Annotated in this window: 21 protein-coding genes; 12 read left to right on the top strand and 9 right to left on the bottom strand. The window is 54.6% G+C overall.

The genetic code is table 11. The features are described from left to right. Positions 1-13: 13 nt before the first annotated feature. From rplW to ACQUTD_RS21120, 6 genes are all read right to left on the bottom strand, one after another. Entirely contained in the window at positions 14-316 is a 303-nt protein-coding gene (gene rplW / locus ACQUTD_RS21145) for a 50S ribosomal protein L23 (protein WP_000617546.1), read from the bottom strand. Continuing rightward, positions 313-918, bottom strand: a complete 606-nt coding sequence (rplD, locus tag ACQUTD_RS21140; RefSeq protein WP_072571573.1) for a 50S ribosomal protein L4 — start codon at positions 916-918, stop codon at positions 313-315. The genes rplW and rplD overlap by 4 nt, the downstream gene beginning before the upstream one ends. Before the next feature lie 10 nt (positions 919-928). Next, on the bottom strand, positions 929-1,558 hold the full coding sequence (gene rplC / locus ACQUTD_RS21135) for a 50S ribosomal protein L3 (protein WP_072571574.1): 630 nt from the start codon (positions 1,556-1,558) through the stop codon (positions 929-931). Positions 1,559-1,590: 32 nt separating this feature from the next. Continuing rightward, positions 1,591-1,902: a 30S ribosomal protein S10 gene (gene rpsJ, locus ACQUTD_RS21130; protein WP_001181005.1), complete on the bottom strand. Its 312-nt coding sequence runs from the start codon at positions 1,900-1,902 to the stop codon at positions 1,591-1,593. A 240-nt stretch (positions 1,903-2,142) separates the two neighbouring features. Continuing rightward, entirely contained in the window at positions 2,143-2,589 is a 447-nt protein-coding gene (locus tag ACQUTD_RS21125; protein WP_321988151.1) for a hypothetical protein, read from the bottom strand. Continuing rightward, a complete protein-coding gene (locus ACQUTD_RS21120) occupies positions 2,586-4,064 on the bottom strand; it encodes a peptidoglycan-binding protein (protein ID WP_473277423.1) in 1,479 nt (492 codons plus the stop codon). Before ACQUTD_RS21120 ends, ACQUTD_RS21125 begins: the two co-directional genes overlap by 4 nt. Positions 4,065-4,225: 161 nt before the next feature. Here ACQUTD_RS21120 and ACQUTD_RS21115 point away from each other — a divergent pair, with 161 nt between their 5' ends. From ACQUTD_RS21115 to ACQUTD_RS21060, 12 genes are read left to right on the top strand one after another with little or no spacing between them, the layout of a single operon-like run. Then, positions 4,226-5,041 (top strand): type II secretion system protein N, encoded by an 816-nt coding sequence (locus tag ACQUTD_RS21115; RefSeq protein ID WP_473277422.1) that lies wholly within the window; start codon positions 4,226-4,228, stop codon positions 5,039-5,041. After that, on the top strand, positions 5,019-7,022 hold the full coding sequence (gene gspD, locus ACQUTD_RS21110) for a type II secretion system secretin GspD (protein WP_473277421.1): 2,004 nt from the start codon (positions 5,019-5,021) through the stop codon (positions 7,020-7,022). The genes ACQUTD_RS21115 and gspD overlap by 23 nt, the downstream gene beginning before the upstream one ends. Positions 7,023-7,034: 12 nt before the next feature. Further along, positions 7,035-8,534 carry a type II secretion system ATPase GspE gene (gene gspE / locus ACQUTD_RS21105; protein ID WP_473277420.1) on the top strand — a complete coding sequence of 500 codons (1,500 nt, stop codon included), beginning with the start codon at positions 7,035-7,037 and terminating at the stop codon, positions 8,532-8,534. Then, positions 8,531-9,742, top strand: a complete 1,212-nt coding sequence (gspF, locus tag ACQUTD_RS21100; RefSeq protein WP_473277419.1) for a type II secretion system inner membrane protein GspF — start codon at positions 8,531-8,533, stop codon at positions 9,740-9,742. The genes gspE and gspF overlap by 4 nt, the downstream gene beginning before the upstream one ends. 11 nt (positions 9,743-9,753) lie before the next feature. Next, positions 9,754-10,197, top strand: a complete 444-nt coding sequence (gene gspG / locus ACQUTD_RS21095) for a type II secretion system major pseudopilin GspG (RefSeq protein ID WP_321988156.1) — start codon at positions 9,754-9,756, stop codon at positions 10,195-10,197. A gap of 2 nt (positions 10,198-10,199) precedes the next feature. Continuing rightward, a complete protein-coding gene (gene gspH / locus ACQUTD_RS21090; RefSeq protein WP_473277418.1) occupies positions 10,200-10,688 on the top strand; it encodes a type II secretion system minor pseudopilin GspH in 489 nt (162 codons plus the stop codon). Then, complete coding sequence (gene gspI / locus ACQUTD_RS21085) at positions 10,685-11,068, top strand: type II secretion system minor pseudopilin GspI (RefSeq protein ID WP_318364828.1); 384 nt, start codon at positions 10,685-10,687, stop codon at positions 11,066-11,068. Before gspH ends, gspI begins: the two co-directional genes overlap by 4 nt. After that, positions 11,052-11,621, top strand: coding sequence for a type II secretion system protein GspJ (locus ACQUTD_RS21080; RefSeq protein WP_473277417.1), 570 nt, complete (start codon positions 11,052-11,054; stop codon positions 11,619-11,621). Before gspI ends, ACQUTD_RS21080 begins: the two co-directional genes overlap by 17 nt. Further along, positions 11,618-12,604 carry a type II secretion system minor pseudopilin GspK gene (gspK, locus tag ACQUTD_RS21075; RefSeq protein ID WP_473277416.1) on the top strand — a complete coding sequence of 329 codons (987 nt, stop codon included), beginning with the start codon at positions 11,618-11,620 and terminating at the stop codon, positions 12,602-12,604. The genes ACQUTD_RS21080 and gspK overlap by 4 nt, the downstream gene beginning before the upstream one ends. A 13-nt stretch (positions 12,605-12,617) precedes the next feature. Continuing rightward, a complete protein-coding gene (gene gspL / locus ACQUTD_RS21070) occupies positions 12,618-13,736 on the top strand; it encodes a type II secretion system protein GspL (RefSeq protein WP_473277415.1) in 1,119 nt (372 codons plus the stop codon). Continuing rightward, positions 13,733-14,200 (top strand): type II secretion system protein GspM, encoded by a 468-nt coding sequence (gene gspM, locus ACQUTD_RS21065; RefSeq protein ID WP_473277414.1) that lies wholly within the window; start codon positions 13,733-13,735, stop codon positions 14,198-14,200. Before gspL ends, gspM begins: the two co-directional genes overlap by 4 nt. Next, on the top strand, positions 14,193-14,972 hold the full coding sequence (locus tag ACQUTD_RS21060; protein ID WP_072571587.1) for a prepilin peptidase: 780 nt from the start codon (positions 14,193-14,195) through the stop codon (positions 14,970-14,972). The genes gspM and ACQUTD_RS21060 overlap by 8 nt, the downstream gene beginning before the upstream one ends. Before the next feature lie 38 nt (positions 14,973-15,010). On the opposite strand, the gene bfr is transcribed toward ACQUTD_RS21060, so the two are convergent. The 3 genes from bfr to ACQUTD_RS21045 form a co-directional block, all read right to left on the bottom strand. Then, a complete protein-coding gene (bfr, locus tag ACQUTD_RS21055; protein ID WP_318364834.1) occupies positions 15,011-15,484 on the bottom strand; it encodes a bacterioferritin in 474 nt (157 codons plus the stop codon). Between the two features lie 73 nt (positions 15,485-15,557). After that, a complete protein-coding gene (bfd, locus tag ACQUTD_RS21050) occupies positions 15,558-15,752 on the bottom strand; it encodes a bacterioferritin-associated ferredoxin (protein WP_088222435.1) in 195 nt (64 codons plus the stop codon). Positions 15,753-15,892: 140 nt separating this feature from the next. Further along, positions 15,893-18,124 carry a glycosyl hydrolase family 18 protein gene (locus ACQUTD_RS21045; protein ID WP_473277413.1) on the bottom strand — a complete coding sequence of 744 codons (2,232 nt, stop codon included), beginning with the start codon at positions 18,122-18,124 and terminating at the stop codon, positions 15,893-15,895. Positions 18,125-18,495: the final 371 nt, after the last annotated feature.

The following is an 18,495-nucleotide window of genomic DNA, read 5'->3' as shown; positions in this document are numbered from 1 at the left end:
TTACTCCTCCGACTTACTCAGCGCCGCCAACGAAGTCCAGGTTCTGGCCTTCTTTCAGGGTGACGTAAGCTTTTTTCCAGTCGCTACGACGACCGATACGCTGTCCGTGACGTTTAACTTTCCCTTTAACTACCAGGGTGTTAACGACTTCGACTTCGACTTCAAACAGTTTCTGCACAGCAGCTTTGATTTCTGCTTTGGTCGCGTCTTTAGCAACTTTGAGAACGATGGTATTGGTTTTTTCCATCGCAGTAGACGCTTTTTCAGAAACGTGCGGCGCACGAAGCACCTTCAGCAGACGTTCTTCACGAATCATGCCAGCATCTCCTCAACTTGCTTAACAGCATCAGCAGTCATTACGACTTTGTCGAAGGCGATCAGGCTAACCGGGTCGATACCTGCTGCGTCACGTACGTCAACCTTGTGCAGGTTACGTGCGGCCAGGAACAGGTTCTCGTCCAGCTCACCGGTGATGATCAGCACATCTTCCAGAGCCATGTCTTTCAGTTTCTGAGCCAGCAGCTTAGTTTTAGGCGCTTCTACAGAGAACTGCTCGACAACGATCAGACGATCCTGACGTACCAGTTCGGACAGAATGCTTTTCAGCGCGCCGCGGTACATCTTTTTGTTAACTTTTTGACTGTGGTCCTGCGGACGCGCAGCGAAGGTTACGCCACCGGAACGCCAGATCGGGCTCTTAACAGAACCAGAACGCGCACGGCCAGTACCTTTCTGACGCCACGGTTTTTTACCAGAACCAGTTACTTCAGCACGGGTCTTCTGAGCACGAGTACCCTGACGAGCCCCAGCTGCGTAAGCAACTACAACCTGGTGTACCAGCGCTTCGTTGAAATCACGACCGAAGGTAGTTTCGGAAACAGTCAGCGCGCTCTGCGCGTCTTTCAATACTAATTCCATTGCTATCTCCTCACGCCTTCACAGCTGGTTTAACGATCAGGTCGCTACCGGTTGCACCCGGGACAGCACCTTTAACCAGCAGCAGGTTGCGCTCAGCGTCAACGCGTACTACGTCCAGGCTCTGAACAGTTACACGTTCGTTACCCAGCTGACCTGCCATTTTCTTGCCTTTGAACACTTTGCCCGGAGTCTGGTTCTGACCGATAGAACCCGGAACGCGGTGAGACAAGGAGTTACCGTGGGTAGCGTCCTGGGTACGGAAGTTCCAGCGCTTAACGGTACCAGCAAAACCTTTACCTTTAGAGGTACCGGTTACGTCAACTTTTTTAACTTCAGCAAACAGCTCAACGCTAATGTCCTGGCCTACGGAGAATTCTTCACCGTCAGCAAGACGGAATTCCCACAGACCACGGCCAGCTTCTACGCCAGCTTTAGCGAAGTGACCCGCTTCAGGCTTGGTGACGCGGTTAGCTTTTTTAGCACCGGTGGTTACCTGAACAGCACGGTAGCCGTCATTAGCCAGGTCTTTAACCTGAGTCACGCGGTTTGCTTCTACTTCGATTACGGTTACTGGGATAGAGACGCCATCTTCAGTGAAGATGCGGGTCATACCCACTTTTTTACCGACTAAACCAATCATTGTATCAACCTCTCAATCGCTCGATGACCTGATTAACCCAGGCTGATCTGCACGTCTACACCGGCAGCCAGGTCCAGACGCATCAGAGCATCAACGGTTTTCTCGGTTGGCTCAACGATGTCAACCAGACGCTTGTGAGTGCGAATTTCGTACTGATCGCGCGCATCTTTGTTAACGTGCGGAGAGATCAGAACGGTAAAGCGCTCTTTGCGGGTCGGCAGCGGGATCGGACCACGGACCTGCGCACCAGTGCGCTTGGCAGTCTCGACGATTTCCGCGGTTGATTGATCGATCAGACGATGATCAAACGCTTTAAGACGGATACGGATTCTTTGGTTCTGCATGAGACCAGAGCTCCAATTATTTTATAGACAAATAGCTACTCCTCATACCCATTACGATTGATGGGAGAGTGTAACCGTTCTTACAGAGTTCCCCGATTGGGAACATTGTTTGGTAGCCAAAAGCGCTGCCAGGGTTCATATTGAACCAGCCGTCAATTACGACAAGCCGGCGTATTATACTTATACATGGCCTGGATGCAAGGTCTTACGCTTCAAAATTGCACGATATTCGCGGCCCCGTCACTGTTCTTCACCCTGCACCTCTTTCAGCGCTTGCCGGACGCGCAGCCGCAATGCGTCATGGTCGCTTGCGGTGTCCTCGCGCTCGTCGTCCAAAGCCGCATCCTCATCGCTGGACAGCAGTTCATCGGCCATTATCCCCTCTTCTTCTGCTTCATCGGTTTCAATCTCAATGCGGGCAGGCAACGGTTTCTTTTTAAACACATAATGCACATCGGAAAGCCAGTAGTTACGGGCTGGTTCATATGCAGCGCGGTCAGAGATCTCAGGGAAGAACTGCTGCCCGATGACGTGCCCGTAATAGCCGCACGCCAGCATCAGCATGATCCATAGTGTCCAGCCCCCTGCCCGCAGACCATGGCGCCTGCGCTCGTCGGGTGTTGCTTTCAGCGTGACGGCGCCTTTGTCCCCATTTTGCGCCTGGTAAGCCCTGAAGATCCGCATCATTTTGCGCTTTCCTTTATTGCTACTGTATCTGACGTACTTTCATTAATAAGTTGCGGCGCCTCGCCCAGCGCTTGCTGTAAACGGATCAGCGTGCGTTTTCCCGGTTTGCCATCCTGCCTGAGATTTTCCCGTTGCTGGAAGAGCTTCACTTTCTCGGTGAGCGCCGGCGTCCATTCACCTTGCTTGTCGACCGGCACGTTGAGCGCCCGGCTGAGTAACGCATCCAGCCAGACGATACTTTCCGGCGAGCTTTTATCGGAAACGGTCATTTTTCCGTCCGGCGTCTGCTTCTCCATCAGCACATAGTTCCCGTCCCAGTGCGCTGCAAACCAGTCGCGCCGCACGGTCCACGTCTTACCGGCAATCAGCAGATCAAGTTCAGTGTCCGACATGCGCATCACCACCGCATGTAATCCTTTATTTATGCGTAACTGCGCCATCCACGGCAGCCCACGCCCGGCCAGATCGTTCAGGCTCGCTTTGCCACTTTCGCAGGCAAGTTCTGCGCGTCCGGCCTGATCACACCAGGCCTCTTCAGGGAGGACGTCATAGCCCCAGGTGCTGAACAGTTGTTGCATGCCGTCGCGCATGTGGGTTCCGCTATCGGTGATATCAACGACCGGCTCTTTTTCTTCTGTGGGGATCATCATCCAGCCCGGAACAGGAAGCGCCGGTTTTAGCGTATCGACACTCAGCCAGCCAACGGTGAATGCCAGCCCGGCGTATAGCGCCAGCAGGCTGCCACAGCGTGCCGCGCTGCGTTGCGGCGCCAGCAGATTCAGTAATTGCCCTTCCTGTCGCGCTGTCAGCGTGGTCATCTGGCCTGCAAGCGCCAGCTGATACGCCGATCTGGCTATACGGCTGAGCAGTGCAAGGTTGCCCCGCGCCGCGTTTGCCGCCCGATCGGTAAATGCCCGGCGCAGACTTACCGCTTCTCCCTTATTCATCTGGTGAAGCATAAAAGCATGGGTTTCGTCACTGTCGGGCAGAGGCATGCCGATCGGAAAATCGATTTGCGATTTGATTTTCCTATGGCGCATTAACGCCTTGCTGCCTACCAACAGCAGGCTGACGCCAGCCTGTCGGGACGCTGCCAGCTGACGGAAATCATGTATCAGCACCGGCAGGTGACGGGTCAGCACATCCGCATTATCAATAATGAACAGTACAGGTTGTTCGGCCTCCGGCACCGCTGACATCGCGTGCTGCCAGAACTGCGTTATCGCAACAGGCTCTGCATTAACGGGCGCGGCGGGCATCATCCGGCAACGGTACGCTTCGCCACCAGCCCGCCAGACGCAGGCGTGTCCGGTGTAACCCGCCGCGAGTTGGTGCGCCAGCGTCGATTTTCCACATCCGGGCGCACCATACAACAGGCCCACACTGCCAGACCGCAGCTCCTGAACAATAAAGGTTTTAATTAATTCATATCCTGAAAAAGGATATAACGTCGATAGACGTTCTGTACTGCTCATTTATAAAAGGTCATCCATCAGAGCCGTTAATATTATCACCACAGAATATAAGAAGAATCGTACAGTTATTTCACTACAATCATCATTAAATATGATGAGGTTGAATACGATATTTAAAGACTATACCATATTCAGCTTCTTCAGGATAAGTACGCAGACTCATGGATACAAGAATTCAGCAGCTGGCTGACGCTATTAAACAACAAAGACAGACCGTATTATGCGGACTGCTGGTTTGCTTATCCGCGATACTTATTATTTATTCCGTGTATGATTACGCGCAATTGTCCCGTAAATTTACTCCGCAAGATGAGCCCGCAGGCGTTTCGCGGCGCATGGCCGCATTCAGCCTGCCAATGAACATGCCGCAGAATACCGAGGCCTTGCCGAAAAATAGTGATAACCCCAGACAACACCAAAGCACGCCGCTCAATCTCATTGTTAATGGTGTCATCGCCAGCAACTTAAAAGATCGTTCCCAGGCCATTATTACGGTGAATAACAAAACAGAAATATATAATTTTGGTGATTATATAGAAGATCTTCCCGGCGTCTTTATTTCCTCGATCGACAGCAACAGCGTAACCATTAATAACAACGGTGAGCCACAAAATTTTATTTTAAATGATTCACCCGAATTATCATTATCGACATCGTTATCGTCAGCGGCTTCGGAAACTGGCACGGTTTATCTCGGCGATCTCCTGATTACCAATCTGGTTTATCAGCAGGACGCTTTACAGGGCATCAGGTTGAATATGCGTACCGACGCCGCCGGATCCCTTACGGCGGGACTCAAGCCCGGGGATCTGGCGATTAAGATGAACAGCTACAGCCTGACGCGCAAAGATTCCGCAGAAGCGGCCATTCAGGCGCTGGCCTCATTACGCAGCGCGCAATTCACCGTGCTGCGCGATGGACAGGAAGAACTGGTCAACGTGTCAACGGACGCGGATGACAATAATAAGGATAACTAAATTGCTCAAGGGAATGACACGAACCGCCGCATGGATGCTGGCCTTACAACTTTGTTGCAGTGCCCCTTCATCGGTGGCGGCGCAGTACTCTGCAAACTTCAAAAATGCCGACATCAGGGATTTTATCTCTTCAGTCAGTAAGCAAATCGGCAAAACCATTCTGGTCGATCCCTCCGTCCAGGGAAGTATCTCGGTCCGCAGCTTTGATAACTTCAATGAGGCGGAGTATTACCAGTTCTTCCTCAGCGTACTGGATATCTACGGTTATACCGTGGTTACGCTGGATAACGGCTTGCTGAAGGTGGTGCGTTCCGCTGCGCTTAAAACCGCGCCCGGCGTACTGCAGGAGTCCTCGCAGCCAGCAGTGGGCGATGAGTTTATCACCCGCGTGGTATCGTTGAAAAACGTGCCTGCGCGCGATCTTGCGCCGCTATTACGCCAGATGATGGAGGGCGGCGGCATCGGTAACGTGGTGCATTACGATCCCTCGAACGTGCTGCTGGTGACCGGCAAAGCCACTATGGTTAACCGCATTCTTGAAGTGGTGAAGCGGGTGGATGTGATTGGCACACAGGAGCGGGAACTGGTGAAGCTGCGTTACGCCTCGGCGGTCGATCTCGCGGAAGTGATCAATAACCTGCTACGCGAAGAATCAAAAGAAAACCCGACGCAGATCTTGTTGCCGAAAGTCGTCGCCGACAAACGTACCAACGCCCTGCTCATCAGCGGGCCCGACAACGTGCGCCAGCGCCTGAAATCCCTGGTCTACAAGCTGGATATTGAGCAGACCAACCTCGGCAACACCCGCGTTTTCTATCTGCAGTATGCAAAAGCCAGCAAAATTGTCGAAGTGCTGACCGGCGTCTCGGCGAAGCTGTCTGAAGACAAACAGTCCTCGCCGCAGAGCGTGTCATCGGGTTCCAGCGATGTCTCCATTACCGCCGATGAACAGACCAACTCAATCGTTATCACCGCCGATCAAAGCACTCTCCAGGAGCTGGAAAAGGTGATTGCGCGGCTGGACATTCGCCGCGCGCAGGTGCTGGTTGAGGCCATCATCGTTGAAGTACAGGATGGCAAAGGGCTGAACCTGGGCGTGCAGTGGGCGAACAGCAATGTGGGCGGTCAGCAGTTTACCCAGACCGGGCTGCCGATCTTTGACGCCTCCCAGGGAGCGCGCCAGTTTGAAAAAAGCGGTTCCATGAGCAGCGATAACGCTATCTCCAGCGCGCTGAGCAGTTTTAACGGGCTGGCGACGGGCTTTTTCGAGGGCGACTGGAGCGTGCTGCTCACCGCGCTGGCGTCTGATAACAAGAACGATATTCTCGCCACTCCCAGTATCGTCACCCTCGATAACAAAGAAGCGTCCTTTAACGTAGGCCAGGATGTCCCTGTTCTTTCCGGCTCGCAAACCACCTCCGGCGACAACGTCTTTAACACCGTTGAGCGTAAAACTGTCGGTACTAAACTGAAAGTGACACCGCAGGTCAACGAAGGCGACGCCGTCCTGATGGAGATCGAGCAGGAGGTGTCCAGCGTTGACAGCTCATCCGGTAACGCCAGCTCCCTCGGCCCCACGTTCAATACCCGCACCATACAAAACGCCGTGCTGGTGAAAAGCGGTGAAACCGTGGTGCTGGGTGGGCTGCTGGATGAGTCCGCCAAAGAGCAGGTCTCCAAGGTGCCGCTGCTGGGGGACATTCCGCTTATAGGCCAGCTGTTCCGCTATACCTCCACCGACAGCGCCAAACGCAATCTGATGGTCTTTATCCGCCCGACCATTATTCGCGATGATGAGGTGTACCGTTCGCTGTCGAAAGACAAATACACCCGCTACCGCGATATGCAAAAGCAGCGTATCGATAAGTCCACCAGCGCGTTGATCAAAGTCGATGATGACGAGCGCCCGATGCTGAAAGAGATGGATGAGGATCTGGCGCCCGCGCCCGGCCCGTCAGCACGCAATCCTTTCAGGGAATAGGGGGTTCGCAACATGGCTGATTTATGGAAACGCATCCCGCCAGGACAACCGCTGCCGGTGAGCTATGCGCAGGTGCAAAAACAGGGCGTGGCAGTGACCGGCGATGAACTGATCTGCCGTACCGATACGCCGCTGGAAATCTTACTGGAAGCCCGCTACGCCCTGCCCGACCGTGTCCGATTCACGCGTCTGGAGCCTGCACAGTTTGAGGACTATCTGGAGCCGCTGTTCCGCAACGGCACCGGGGACTCGCGGCAGATTGCCGAAGATCTCGATCAGGATGTCGATCTGGCGACGCTGAGCGAAGAGCTGCCGGATAATGCGGACTTGCTTAGCGATGAAAATGACGCGCCGGTGATCCGCCTGATCAACGCCATTCTTCACGAGGCGGTAAAAGAAGGCGCATCGGATATTCATATCGAAACCTTCGAGAAATCGCTGGTGGTGCGCTTTCGCGTTGACGGCATCCTGAAGCCGGTGTTGCAGCCGGGCAAAAAACTCGCGCCGCTGCTGATTTCACGTATTAAAGTGATGGCGCGTCTGGATATTGCGGAAAAACGCCTGCCGCAGGACGGCCGCATCTCCCTGCGCCTCGGGCGTAAAAATATCGATGTGCGTGTCTCGACGCTGCCCTCGCAGTACGGCGAGCGCGCCGTGCTGCGCCTGCTGGATAAAAACAATTTACGGCTGTCGCTGGACACGATGGGGCTGACCGCCGGCGATGCGCAGCGTCTGCATTTTCTGGTGCGGCAGCCGCACGGCATCATCCTGGTGACCGGCCCGACCGGTTCGGGTAAAAGCACCACGCTGTACGCGGTGCTTTCTGAGCTGAACTCCCCCCAGCGCAATATCCTGACCGTGGAAGATCCTATTGAATACGAGCTGGAAGGCATCGGCCAGACGCAGGTGAACAGCCGCGTGGACATGTCTTTTGCCCGCGGCTTACGCGCCATTCTGCGTCAGGATCCGGACGTGGTGATGGTGGGTGAGATCCGCGATACGGAAACTGCGCAGATTGCGGTGCAGGCCTCCCTGACCGGCCACCTGGTCTTATCGACGCTGCACACTAACAGCGCCTGCGGGGCGATCACGCGCCTGCGCGATATGGGCGTGGAGCCGTTTCTACTGTCGTCCTCCCTCTCCGGCGTGATTGCCCAGCGTCTGGTGCGCCGGTTGTGCCCTTCCTGTCGCACGCAAACCGCCCTGCCCGGGGAGCTAAAAGCCCTGTTGCGTACCCTCGCCCCGGATGCCACCCATTGCTGGCAGGCGGTGGGCTGTAGCGACTGTCGGGGTTCAGGTTACCAGGGGCGACTGGCGATCCACGAGATCATGGTAGTGGATAAGCATATGCGCAGCATTATTCATCGTGATGCCGACGAACATGCGCTGGAGCAGTGCCTGCGCCAGCAAAGCCGCAGCCTGCGGGAAAACGGTCTGCTGCGCGCCCTTGCCGGTGAAACGACCATTGAAGAAGTCATGCGCGTCACCTCAGCGCAGGAAGAACTGCAATGAAATTTCAGTGGCAGGCAATGGATGCCAGCGGCGTGACCCGCCATGGAACTTTAAGCGCGGCCAGCAGTAAAGAGGCCCGTGACACGCTGCGCGCTCAGGGGCTTTACCCGTTGACGCTGCGGGAAAAAAAGTCGGTGTCATGGTTTACCCCCCCGACAAAAACCGCGCGGCTGCGGCTGAGCGGCAACGAACTGGCGCTTTTTACCCGCCAGCTGGCCACCCTCGCCAGCGCCTCCCTGCCGCTGGAGGAAGCGCTGGCCGTTATTGGCCGTCAGAACCAGAACAGCAAGCTCAACCATATCCTGACCGATCTGCGCGAGCATATTCTCGCCGGGCACACGCTTTCCGATGCGCTGGCCGCCTGGCCGCGTATTTTCGACACCATTTACCGCACGCTGGTCAAAGCCGGCGAAAAAAGCGGCCAGCTCGGCACGGTGCTGGAAAAACTCGCGGACTATAACGAGCTGCGGCAAAAAATGCGCAGTAAGCTCATCCAGGCGCTGGTGTATCCCACCATGCTGACCAGCGTCGCGGTGATCGTGGTGACCATTTTGCTGACCACGGTGGTACCTAAAGTCGTGGAGCAGTTTCTGCATATGAAACAGCAGTTACCGCTGTCCACGCGCGCACTCCTTACGATCAGCGATGCGCTTCGCGATTTTGGTCCTTTTTTGCTGGCGGCGCTGGTGGTCGCGCTGCTGCTGTTCCGCCACTGGCTTACCAGACCCGGCAAACGTCATCAGTTCGACCGCTGGCTGCTGGCTTTCCGGCTCAGCCGGGGGCTACTGCGCGCCGTGCACTGCGCCCGTTATCTGCATACCTTAAGCATTTTACATACCAGCGGCGTGCCGCTGCTGGAAGGTATGAGTCTGGCGGCAGAGGGCATTAACAATCGTGAGATCCAGGCCCGACTGCGCGACGCCGCCGACCGTGTGCGTCAGGGATCGGGTTTTCACCTGGCGCTGGATAAATGCGATCTCTTTCCGCCGATGATGCTCTATATGATCGCCTCCGGCGAGAAGAGTGGCCAGCTCAGCGAGCTGATGGCCCGCGCCGCCGAACAGCAGGAAACCTTATTGCAAAACCGCATCGCGCTGGCGCTGGCACTGTTTGAGCCGGGGCTGATTATCACCATGGCGATGATTGTACTGTTCATTATCGTCTCGGTGTTGCAACCAATCTTACAACTCAATTCATTAGTGACTTAAGGAAAAGCAATATGAACACAGAGTCTCAGAAACGGCAGCAGGGGTTTACCCTGCTCGAACTGATGGTGGTAATCGTTATTCTTGGCGTGCTGGCAAGCCTGGTGGTGCCTAACTTAATGGGTAATAAAGAGCGCGCCGACAAGCAGAAAGCCATCAGCGACATTGTGGCGCTGGAAAACGCGCTGGATATGTACAAGCTCGACAACCATCGCTATCCGGTAACGGCTCAGGGGCTGAAAGCGCTGGTTGAAAAGCCCACCAGCTCGCCGATCCCGGAAAATTACAACACCTCCGGCTATATCAAACGCCTGCCGCAGGATCCCTGGGGGAATGATTATCTACTGGTCAGCCCTGGCGAACACGGGGATTACGACATTATCTCTGCGGGCGTTGACGGTGAAGCCGGTACCCAGGATGACATCACGAACTGGGAAATGGATAACGCGAAGCCCTGACCATGAAGGCGGTAAAAGGATTTACCCTGCTGGAAATATTACTGGTGCTGACGCTGCTGGCGTTAAGCGCCACGCTGGTGATGATGGTGAGCGACGACGATCGCAAAAAAGCCATCACCGCCGGTGAGCAGTTGGCGGCGCTGATGGAATACACCGCTGACTGGTCAACCATGGAAGACCGCAGCGCGGGTATTGAGATCCGTGAACGGGGCTGGCGCATTGTGACGCCAGTACGTAACCGCTGGCAGCCCCCTGAAAACTATTTCCGGCTGGCGACCGAAGGCGACTGGCACGACAGCTGGCGGGTCACGCTCTCGCCCGCCTCTCTGGCCAGACAGGCCGCCGGGACGCCGCAAATCCTTATCCGTCCGGACGGCGAAATCACGCCCTTTACGCTGCAAATCCAGGATCGGCAAAGCAGAGCGGTACTTTTCACCCTGACCAGCACCGGCGGCCTGCCGTTGCAATTCAGCAGTGGAGCAACACCATGAGCCGCCAGCAGACCGGCATGACCCTGCTGGAAGTGCTGCTGGCGATGGTGATCTTCGCCTCCGTCTCGCTGACGCTGATCAACAGCCTGAGCGGGCAAATCGCCGCCACCTCCAAGATGGAAGAGCAGGTGTTCGCCAGTTGGGTTGCCGATAATGTGCTGAAAAAGCAGCAGCTATCCGCCACACCGCTGGCCGTCACCGCGCAGGGTAAAAGCCAGATGGGCCAACGAAGCTGGACATGGACGCTAACGGCGTCGGCATCGGACGTGCCGGGTATGCAGCTATTAACGGCGGAAGTTTCTATTGATAACGGGCAGAAAATGCGGCTCCGCCGCTATGTGCCCGCAGAGAAAGGAGCCGCCGATGCCCCGACACGCTAAAGCACAGACCGGCTTCACGCTGCTGGAAGTGCTGCTGGCGATTGCGCTCTTTGCGGTGCTCAGCCTGCTCACCGGCCAGTTACTGAGGGCAACGGTAAACAGCAATGAGGTGACGAAACAGCATCAGCAACGTTTTGCGACCCTGGTTCGCGCGGTCAATCTGCTGGATAAAGATGTCTGGCAGATCGTGCCGCTGATGTCGCCGGAGGGGGAAAAAAGCCGCCTGATGCTCACCACCGCCAGCAACAATGACATGCCGGATATCTGCTGTGCGCCGGATCTGCAGCGCGTCGAGTGGTCGCTTAAAAATCACACCCTTTACCGCGCCATCTGGCGCTATCCGGAGGATGAGCAGCCGTCCATCACGCAGCCCATGTTGACGGACGTGATCGCCTTTACCCTGCGTTATTACCTTAAGGATGCCGTGGTGACCACGCTTCCGCCCGGGGAATACCCGAGGGCGATCGAAGCCGAAATCAATATCAAAGGGTCAGGCACGATCACGCGCCTGCTTCTGCTGCCGGAAAACCGCCGCAACGGAGGCACGCCATGAGATCGCAAAAAGGCGTGGCGCTGCTGGTGGTGTTGATGATCCTCGCGATCATGGCCGCGCTGGCCAGTGAAATGACGCTGCGCTATCAGATCAATATCAAGCGCACCGGTTATACGCGGCAACAGTTGCAGCAGAACTGGCTGCTCGGACTGGCTGAGCATCAGGCGATGCTGACGCTTGCGCAGGATCTGCGCGATAACGCCAAACTGCTGACGCGCGATCAACTGTGGGCGCAGCCACAGCGGCTGGCGCTTGCCAGCGGCGAGACCATCAACTGGCAACTGACTGACCGCCAGGCCTGCTTTAACATCAATGCGCTGGTGAATGCGCCCACTGACATCATGGCGGACGTGCCCGCCAGCGTACAGGTCTTTACCGCCCTGCTCGCCAATCTTGGCGTGACCGGCGCACCAGCCGAAGCGCTTATCGACGCCATTGCTGATTATATCGACAGCGATGAAACGCCGCGCCGTGCCGGTGCGGAAAACGACTATTACCGCACCAGTGGCGATCCCCATACCATCGGCGGACGCCGCCTGTATTCGGTGAGCGAACTCCGGCAGATCAAAGGGATGACGCCTGCGCTGTACCAGCAGCTCATCCCTTTTACGTGTGCGCTGCCGAACGATGAGCTGAAGATCAACATCAGCACTCTGACACGTGACGATGCGCCTCTGCTGGCGGCGATGCTGAATAACGCCGTGCAGGTCAGCGACATTCGCGCCCTGTTTGATAAACAGAAGCGTCAGGGCTGGACGAGCATTGCCGCGCTGAAAGCATCCATCGAAAAATCCTTTCCGGGACGCAAGGAAGAACTGGAGGCGTTCAAAAATATCGCTGCCACCACCAGCCAGTATTTCCGGCTGGAAACCATCGTGGATCAGGGGGAGAGCCGCAGCGGCACGATCAGCGATCTGGAATTTGATACGAAAAAGTCGCAACTCTTTATCACCGCCCGCCGACGCGCGGCGGTCGGGCATTAAAAGGATTTACCTCGTGCAGAAAATTATCTTACGCCCTTTACCAGGAAAACTGGTGTGGTGCATTGCCGGTGAAACACCCGCGCCGACGCTTCACGAACTGGAGGACTATCTTCAGCCGGGCGCGCTGGCACATCTGCCGCCCGCCGATACCGTCTGCCTGTTGCTGTCGCCGGAATATCTCTGTTTTCGCCGCGCCGAACTTCCTGCTGCAAATTACAAAATTACGCCGCAAACCCTGAGCTGGCTGGTGGAAGACAGCGTAACCGGCAACGCCGACGATCTGCTGTGGACGGTACTTTGCCGGGAAGAGAATACGCTGCATCTGGCGGGGATCGCCCGGCGCGCCCTCGCGGAGATGCTGGCGGCGTTCTCCGTGGCGGGCGTGACGCTCACCCATATGGTGCCGGATGGTTTCTGGCTGCCTCATGTGGCGAACGGCTGGAGTCTGAATCGGGAGGCGTCGCGGTGGATGATCCGTTACGACGCCTGGAAAACGGGCGTGCTGGACGAGGCGCTGCTAGGTTATTTGCTCAGCTCCTGCCCGGAGATGCCTGTCGTGAGCGCCAGCCCATTTCCGGTGGAGCACACCGCGGTTGAATATATTCAGGAGCCCGGACACTGGTACGACGCTGACACCCTGCCTGCGGTTAACCTCATTCAGGGCGCGTTTCGCCCGGCCCGGCCTGTGAGACAGGCGCCACGCGCGCTGAAATATGGCGCAGCGGTAATGACAGGCCTGGCAATGGCGCTCTTTTTCGGTCTGAAAGGGCTGACGCTCTGGCAGTTGCATCAGCAAAAACAGGCGCTGGTATCCGAAGGACGGACGCTGTGGAGCCGCTATTTTCCCGGCGAGGATCGCAGTAATAACTTCAAATTTTTCTTCGCCTCCTCCGTTAAAAACCGTCATTCGGACGTGCTGACGTTGCTGACGCAGCTTCAGGAAAAGTTACAGCCCTGGCCGGGGCTGACGCTAAGCCATGTCAGTTACGATCTCGATACTCACCGTTTTGAGGCGATCCTCCACGCGAACGATGCCGGACAGCTCAGCGGATTTATGGCCCAGGCCGCCGGTGAATATACCGTTCTGCAACAACCGGACGGTGTGAAGATCAGCTTAAAGGAGCGCAAATGAATTCTTTCTGGCAATCAAGAAGCGCTGGCGAAAAACGCAGCCTGATGCTGCTCGCGCTGTTCAGCCTGCTGCTGGCGTTCTGGTACGGCGTACTACAGCCGCTGAACAAAGCCATCCTGCAACAACAGCAGGAAAACGCCCGGCTGAAAAGCGAGATCCAGTGGGTGAGCGAGGCCGCACAGCGCAGCGGACTGGTGGGCAGCCAGCCGCTGACCGGTGACGTCCCGACGCTGATACAGCACAGCGCGGCGCAGGCGGGCCTGAACGTGGTGGTGACGCCAGCCACGCCCGGTCGTTTTACCGTCGCGCTTTCCGCTGCCAGCAGCAGCGCGTTTTTCAGCTGGCTGGATGAGATGCAAAACCGGGGTTTGCAGGTATCACGATTAGCCTTCAGCGCTGGCAGCGCGCCGGGCAGCATCACCATTGCAACACTCGAATTCGCTCAGGCAGGCACGCATGATTAACGAAACGTACGTCGCAATGCTGGCGCTGGTAGGGTTACTTACCGGCAGCGTTATGAATGTGGTGGTTTACCGTCTGCCGCTGATGATGGAGAACGACTGCCCGGCAAACTGGCATATCGCCTGGCCGCCCTCGCACTGCCCGCATTGTCAGCACCGCATAAGGTACGTGGATAACATTCCGCTGCTCGGCTGGCTGTTGCTGCATGGCCGCTGCCGGGACTGCCGGCAGCCCATCTCCGCTCGCTATCCTCTGACCGAACTGACCTGCGGCGTCGCTTTCGCGCTGATTGCCGCGCTGTTCCCGGACCATGCCGATGCCTTTGCCGTGATGCTGCTGTTCTGGTTTGTACTGGCGCTGGCGCAAATCGATGCCCGCACGTACTTGCTGCCGGACCGGCTGACGCAGCCGTTGATCTGGCTCGGTATGCTTTATCATGCGCTGTATCAGCAGAACACCTTAACGGATGGGCTGTTCGGCGCGGTGGCAGGCTACCTTTCGCTGTGGCTGGTGTGGTGGATATACCGGCTGATAACCGGTAAAGAAGGGCTGGGACTTGGGGATGCGAAATTGCTGGGGGCGCTGGGAGCCTGGAGTGGCTGGCAGGCGTTACCGACGGTGCTGCTGGGCGCGTCACTGATGGGGATTGTCTGCTGGATGGCGCTGCGCCTGACGCGGGGTACGCAGGTTCCACAAATCGCCTTCGGTCCCTGGCTGGGGCTGGCGGGATGGGTTATTTTCAGCGCACAGTTGTTGGGGTGGGAAATATACTGAAGCAGAGCGGCGAACTGTCGCCGCTCCGTGGATAATGCTTACTCTTCGCGGATCTGGGCCTGCAGGTAATTCTGAATGCCCATTTTCTGGATGAGATCCAGTTCCGTTTCCAGCCAGTCGATATGCCCTTCTTCATCGGCCAGAATTTCAATCATCATGTCACGGCTGACATAGTCATGAACGCTGTCCGCCCAGGCAATGGCTTCGCGCAGATCCTTCGCACCATCAAGTTCAAGGGCAAGGTCAGAGCGCAGTATCTCCTCAACATCTTCACCAATGTTGAGTTTGCCAAGATCCTGGAGATTGGGGATCCCTTCAAGAAACAAAATACGCTCAATATATTTATCGGCGTGTTTCATTTCATCAATGGATTCATGGTACTCGACGTCGTTAAGACGTTTAAGACCCCAGTTTTTAAACATGCGAGCATGTAAAAAATACTGGTTGATTGCGACAAGCTCATTTCCCAATAATTTATTGAGATAATTTATTATCTTAACATCACCTTTCATTTTATCGTTCCTCCGCTTCCACTCTTTACAAGCGTAGTAGATGCAAAGGAAAACGATTAAGAAAAGAACAAATTCAGGCGATTTCTTTAAACTCAGGGAGTTGCATCAACTCATCTTGCATGATTTCACGCGCCGCACGTACGCACTTCCCGCACTGATTGCCAACCGGTATGAACTTCCTCAATTGCTGAAATGACTGAGGACTAAACTGGCGTACCGCCTGACGGATCTTTTTATCGCTCACGCCATTACACAGACAAATGTACATATGCACTCCCGTTCAAAATCTATCCAGATTGTAAATGAGAATGGTTATGATTTCAATGCCAGAAAAGAGGGTGGTATGGAACAGGGCACAACGTAAAAAAGCCGCCTGCAAGCAGGCGGCATAACATTTTATACAAGCTGTTATTTCAGCATATCGGCAGTAACGACAATTTTTGCAATGGTCGCCGGATTCGGGGAGGTACGCTCAACCACCACAGTTTCGCCTACGGAGATATCCCGCTCATCTGATTTCACAACCATAGTGTCGCCCTTATCACTGACGGAACTGTAAAAACAGGAACCATTGTCGCAACTGAAAATGTAATTCCCTTTTTTCTTGTCATCATCGATAACTTTCGCAATATAAGATGAGCCGTCGGCACTCTTCAGCTTATCTTTTGCAAACTCGACAAGAACGTAGGGAATATTATTTTCCTGGATAACTTTCAAGGATTTAACGTCGCCGTCGTTAACAACCGGATTATTTCCTTGCAGCATATCTTCGGTAACGATCAGCTCGCCGATGACGGCTGGGTTAGGCTGAGTACGTTTAACGGTGATTTTGGCCCCGGGGTGCAGGATATAAGCCGCATTACCTGTGCGTAAAGACACCTCTTTACCGTAGTTGTAGCGATATGAGTAGTAAGCTGTTGCCCCTTCCGTGGAGAAGAGATACTGCCCGTCAACTTCCACACGGTAGGCATTACCAGGAGACAACTTAGACGCATCGAGGTTGATAACGACACGCTGTTGATTATCAAACAGGGTGACAAACAACCCTTTCAGATCCGGATCACGCGCAGGCGTCGTGATGATCTCTTTCACAATGTTGCCCAGTTCATGCTCCGGCGTATCGCCGCTCAGATCCCAGACAATAGCGCCGCCGTAGCCTTCCTGATTGATGTAATCAACTTTTTCCCGGATTGACTGCGGATCGTCGTAAGTCAAAAACTCTTTAGTTGCACTATTGTACAAATAAGGCACTCGCGATTCAGGATCCCAATAACGGGTATACTGACCGTTATTCACCAGACCTTTCAGGTAATACCATGGGTTGGTACCAGTGTACTGTCCGTTGTCATCCCACTGGCCATGTATAGTAGCCGTGCCCGGCGCAAACAACCCTGGCAACCCCTTCACAATTTCGGTGGGTTCCACGTTGCCCCAACCACGTCCATACCAGGCCAGTCCCATCATCAGTTTAGATTTAGGCACTTTCCAGGTGGTGCTGTAGGCGGTCATTGCCGATGCTGAGTTGAATTCCAGATCGGCATCCTTGCTGTTGGCGAACAACGGTGAGTTGTGGCCAGTGATCGGATCAAATGCGCCATGGAAGTCATAAGACATGACGTTAACCGAATCAAGCAGCGGTACCGTCTCAGCCGGATTGATATACTGGATCTTATTGTGGTTTGCCGTTACCGCGGCAGAAAGCTGATAGTAGCGATCTTCTTTTACACCCTCGGCGTCCAGTTTAGTGCGCAGGGACTTAATCAGCCTGGTGAACTGGGTTTTCTCGGCGTCGGTATCCGGGTACTCCCAGTCGATATCAACGCCATCAAATCCCCAGGTCATCATGTAAGAGACAATGCTGTTAGCCAGCTTTTCGATACCTGCATCAGTGGCGGTTGCAGCTTCAAACTGGCCCTCTTCGGAGTTGTTCCAACCACCCACGGAGAGAATATTGGTTACGCCCGCCAGCTCCGTGCGCTGATCCAGCTCGCGCATCAAACCAGGCCCTTTTTCGGTGTCATGTGTCACTACAACGCCCTGCTTAACCACCGCAAAGCCATAATTCAGGTGCGTAATGCCAGTATAATCAATTTTATCCGGGGTAAAGTTCTTATGCGCGTCATACACGCCCCACTCCGGGAAGTAACCATAGACTTTTCGTTGTGCAGCCACTTTCCCTTTTTGCTCATTCTGAAAATCCACGGCTGCCTGGCCGGTATAAGGCGTGAAGGTAAAGGTCGCCAGAGTATTGATTTTCACTTCCTTACCCTGCAGCCATACGCTATTGCTGCCGGGCATTTCACCTGGATTTACCCACCACTGGCTGGTCCAGTAATAACCATTGTAACGAACCACCGTGCCTGCTGTAGGGTAAGACTGGGATGGATCATAGGTCTGAGAATTAATTACCTTGTCGTCTTTTACGGCCACCATGACCACGACATTACCCGGGAAGTTATTCTGATTCTCGGTGCTGTACGCCAGCCAGGTATTTCCATTGTCCTTAGATAACATCTGGCTGGCGTCAAGCCCGCTAATAGTATTCGTTTGATCGTTAGCGGCCAAGGTCCCGGCGGATGCGCCAAAAGGGGTACACGCCAGCGCCATTAATAGCGCCAGCGTATGCTTTTTAAAATGCATAATAAAATCCCTCTTAAATATATACAGAAAAATTATGATTAATACTTTCCAGGTGAAAGTAATAAAGAAGACAATATCCTCACACTTTCATCTTTATTTTTTCAGGGTTTATTTAAGAGATCAATTAACCATTACTGCAAGCATAAGGTAAAAATATTAAATATTAAGAACTACCTCATATAGAGGCTGGTGTCGTTAATAATAAAAGAGGAAATATATTTAACAAATGAATAATATACGACAAAGTAATAATCAAATTAATTATCAGGCAAAAAAAATGCCAGCCACATAAGTGGCTGGCATTCATGTCACATTAACCCCGAAAGGTTAAGTTCAGCGGCAATTAGCCCAGAACTTTAGCAACAACGCCC

Source organism: Enterobacter sp. K510, assembly GCF_055804875.1.
This window is presented reverse-complemented; position numbering and strand designations above follow the sequence as displayed.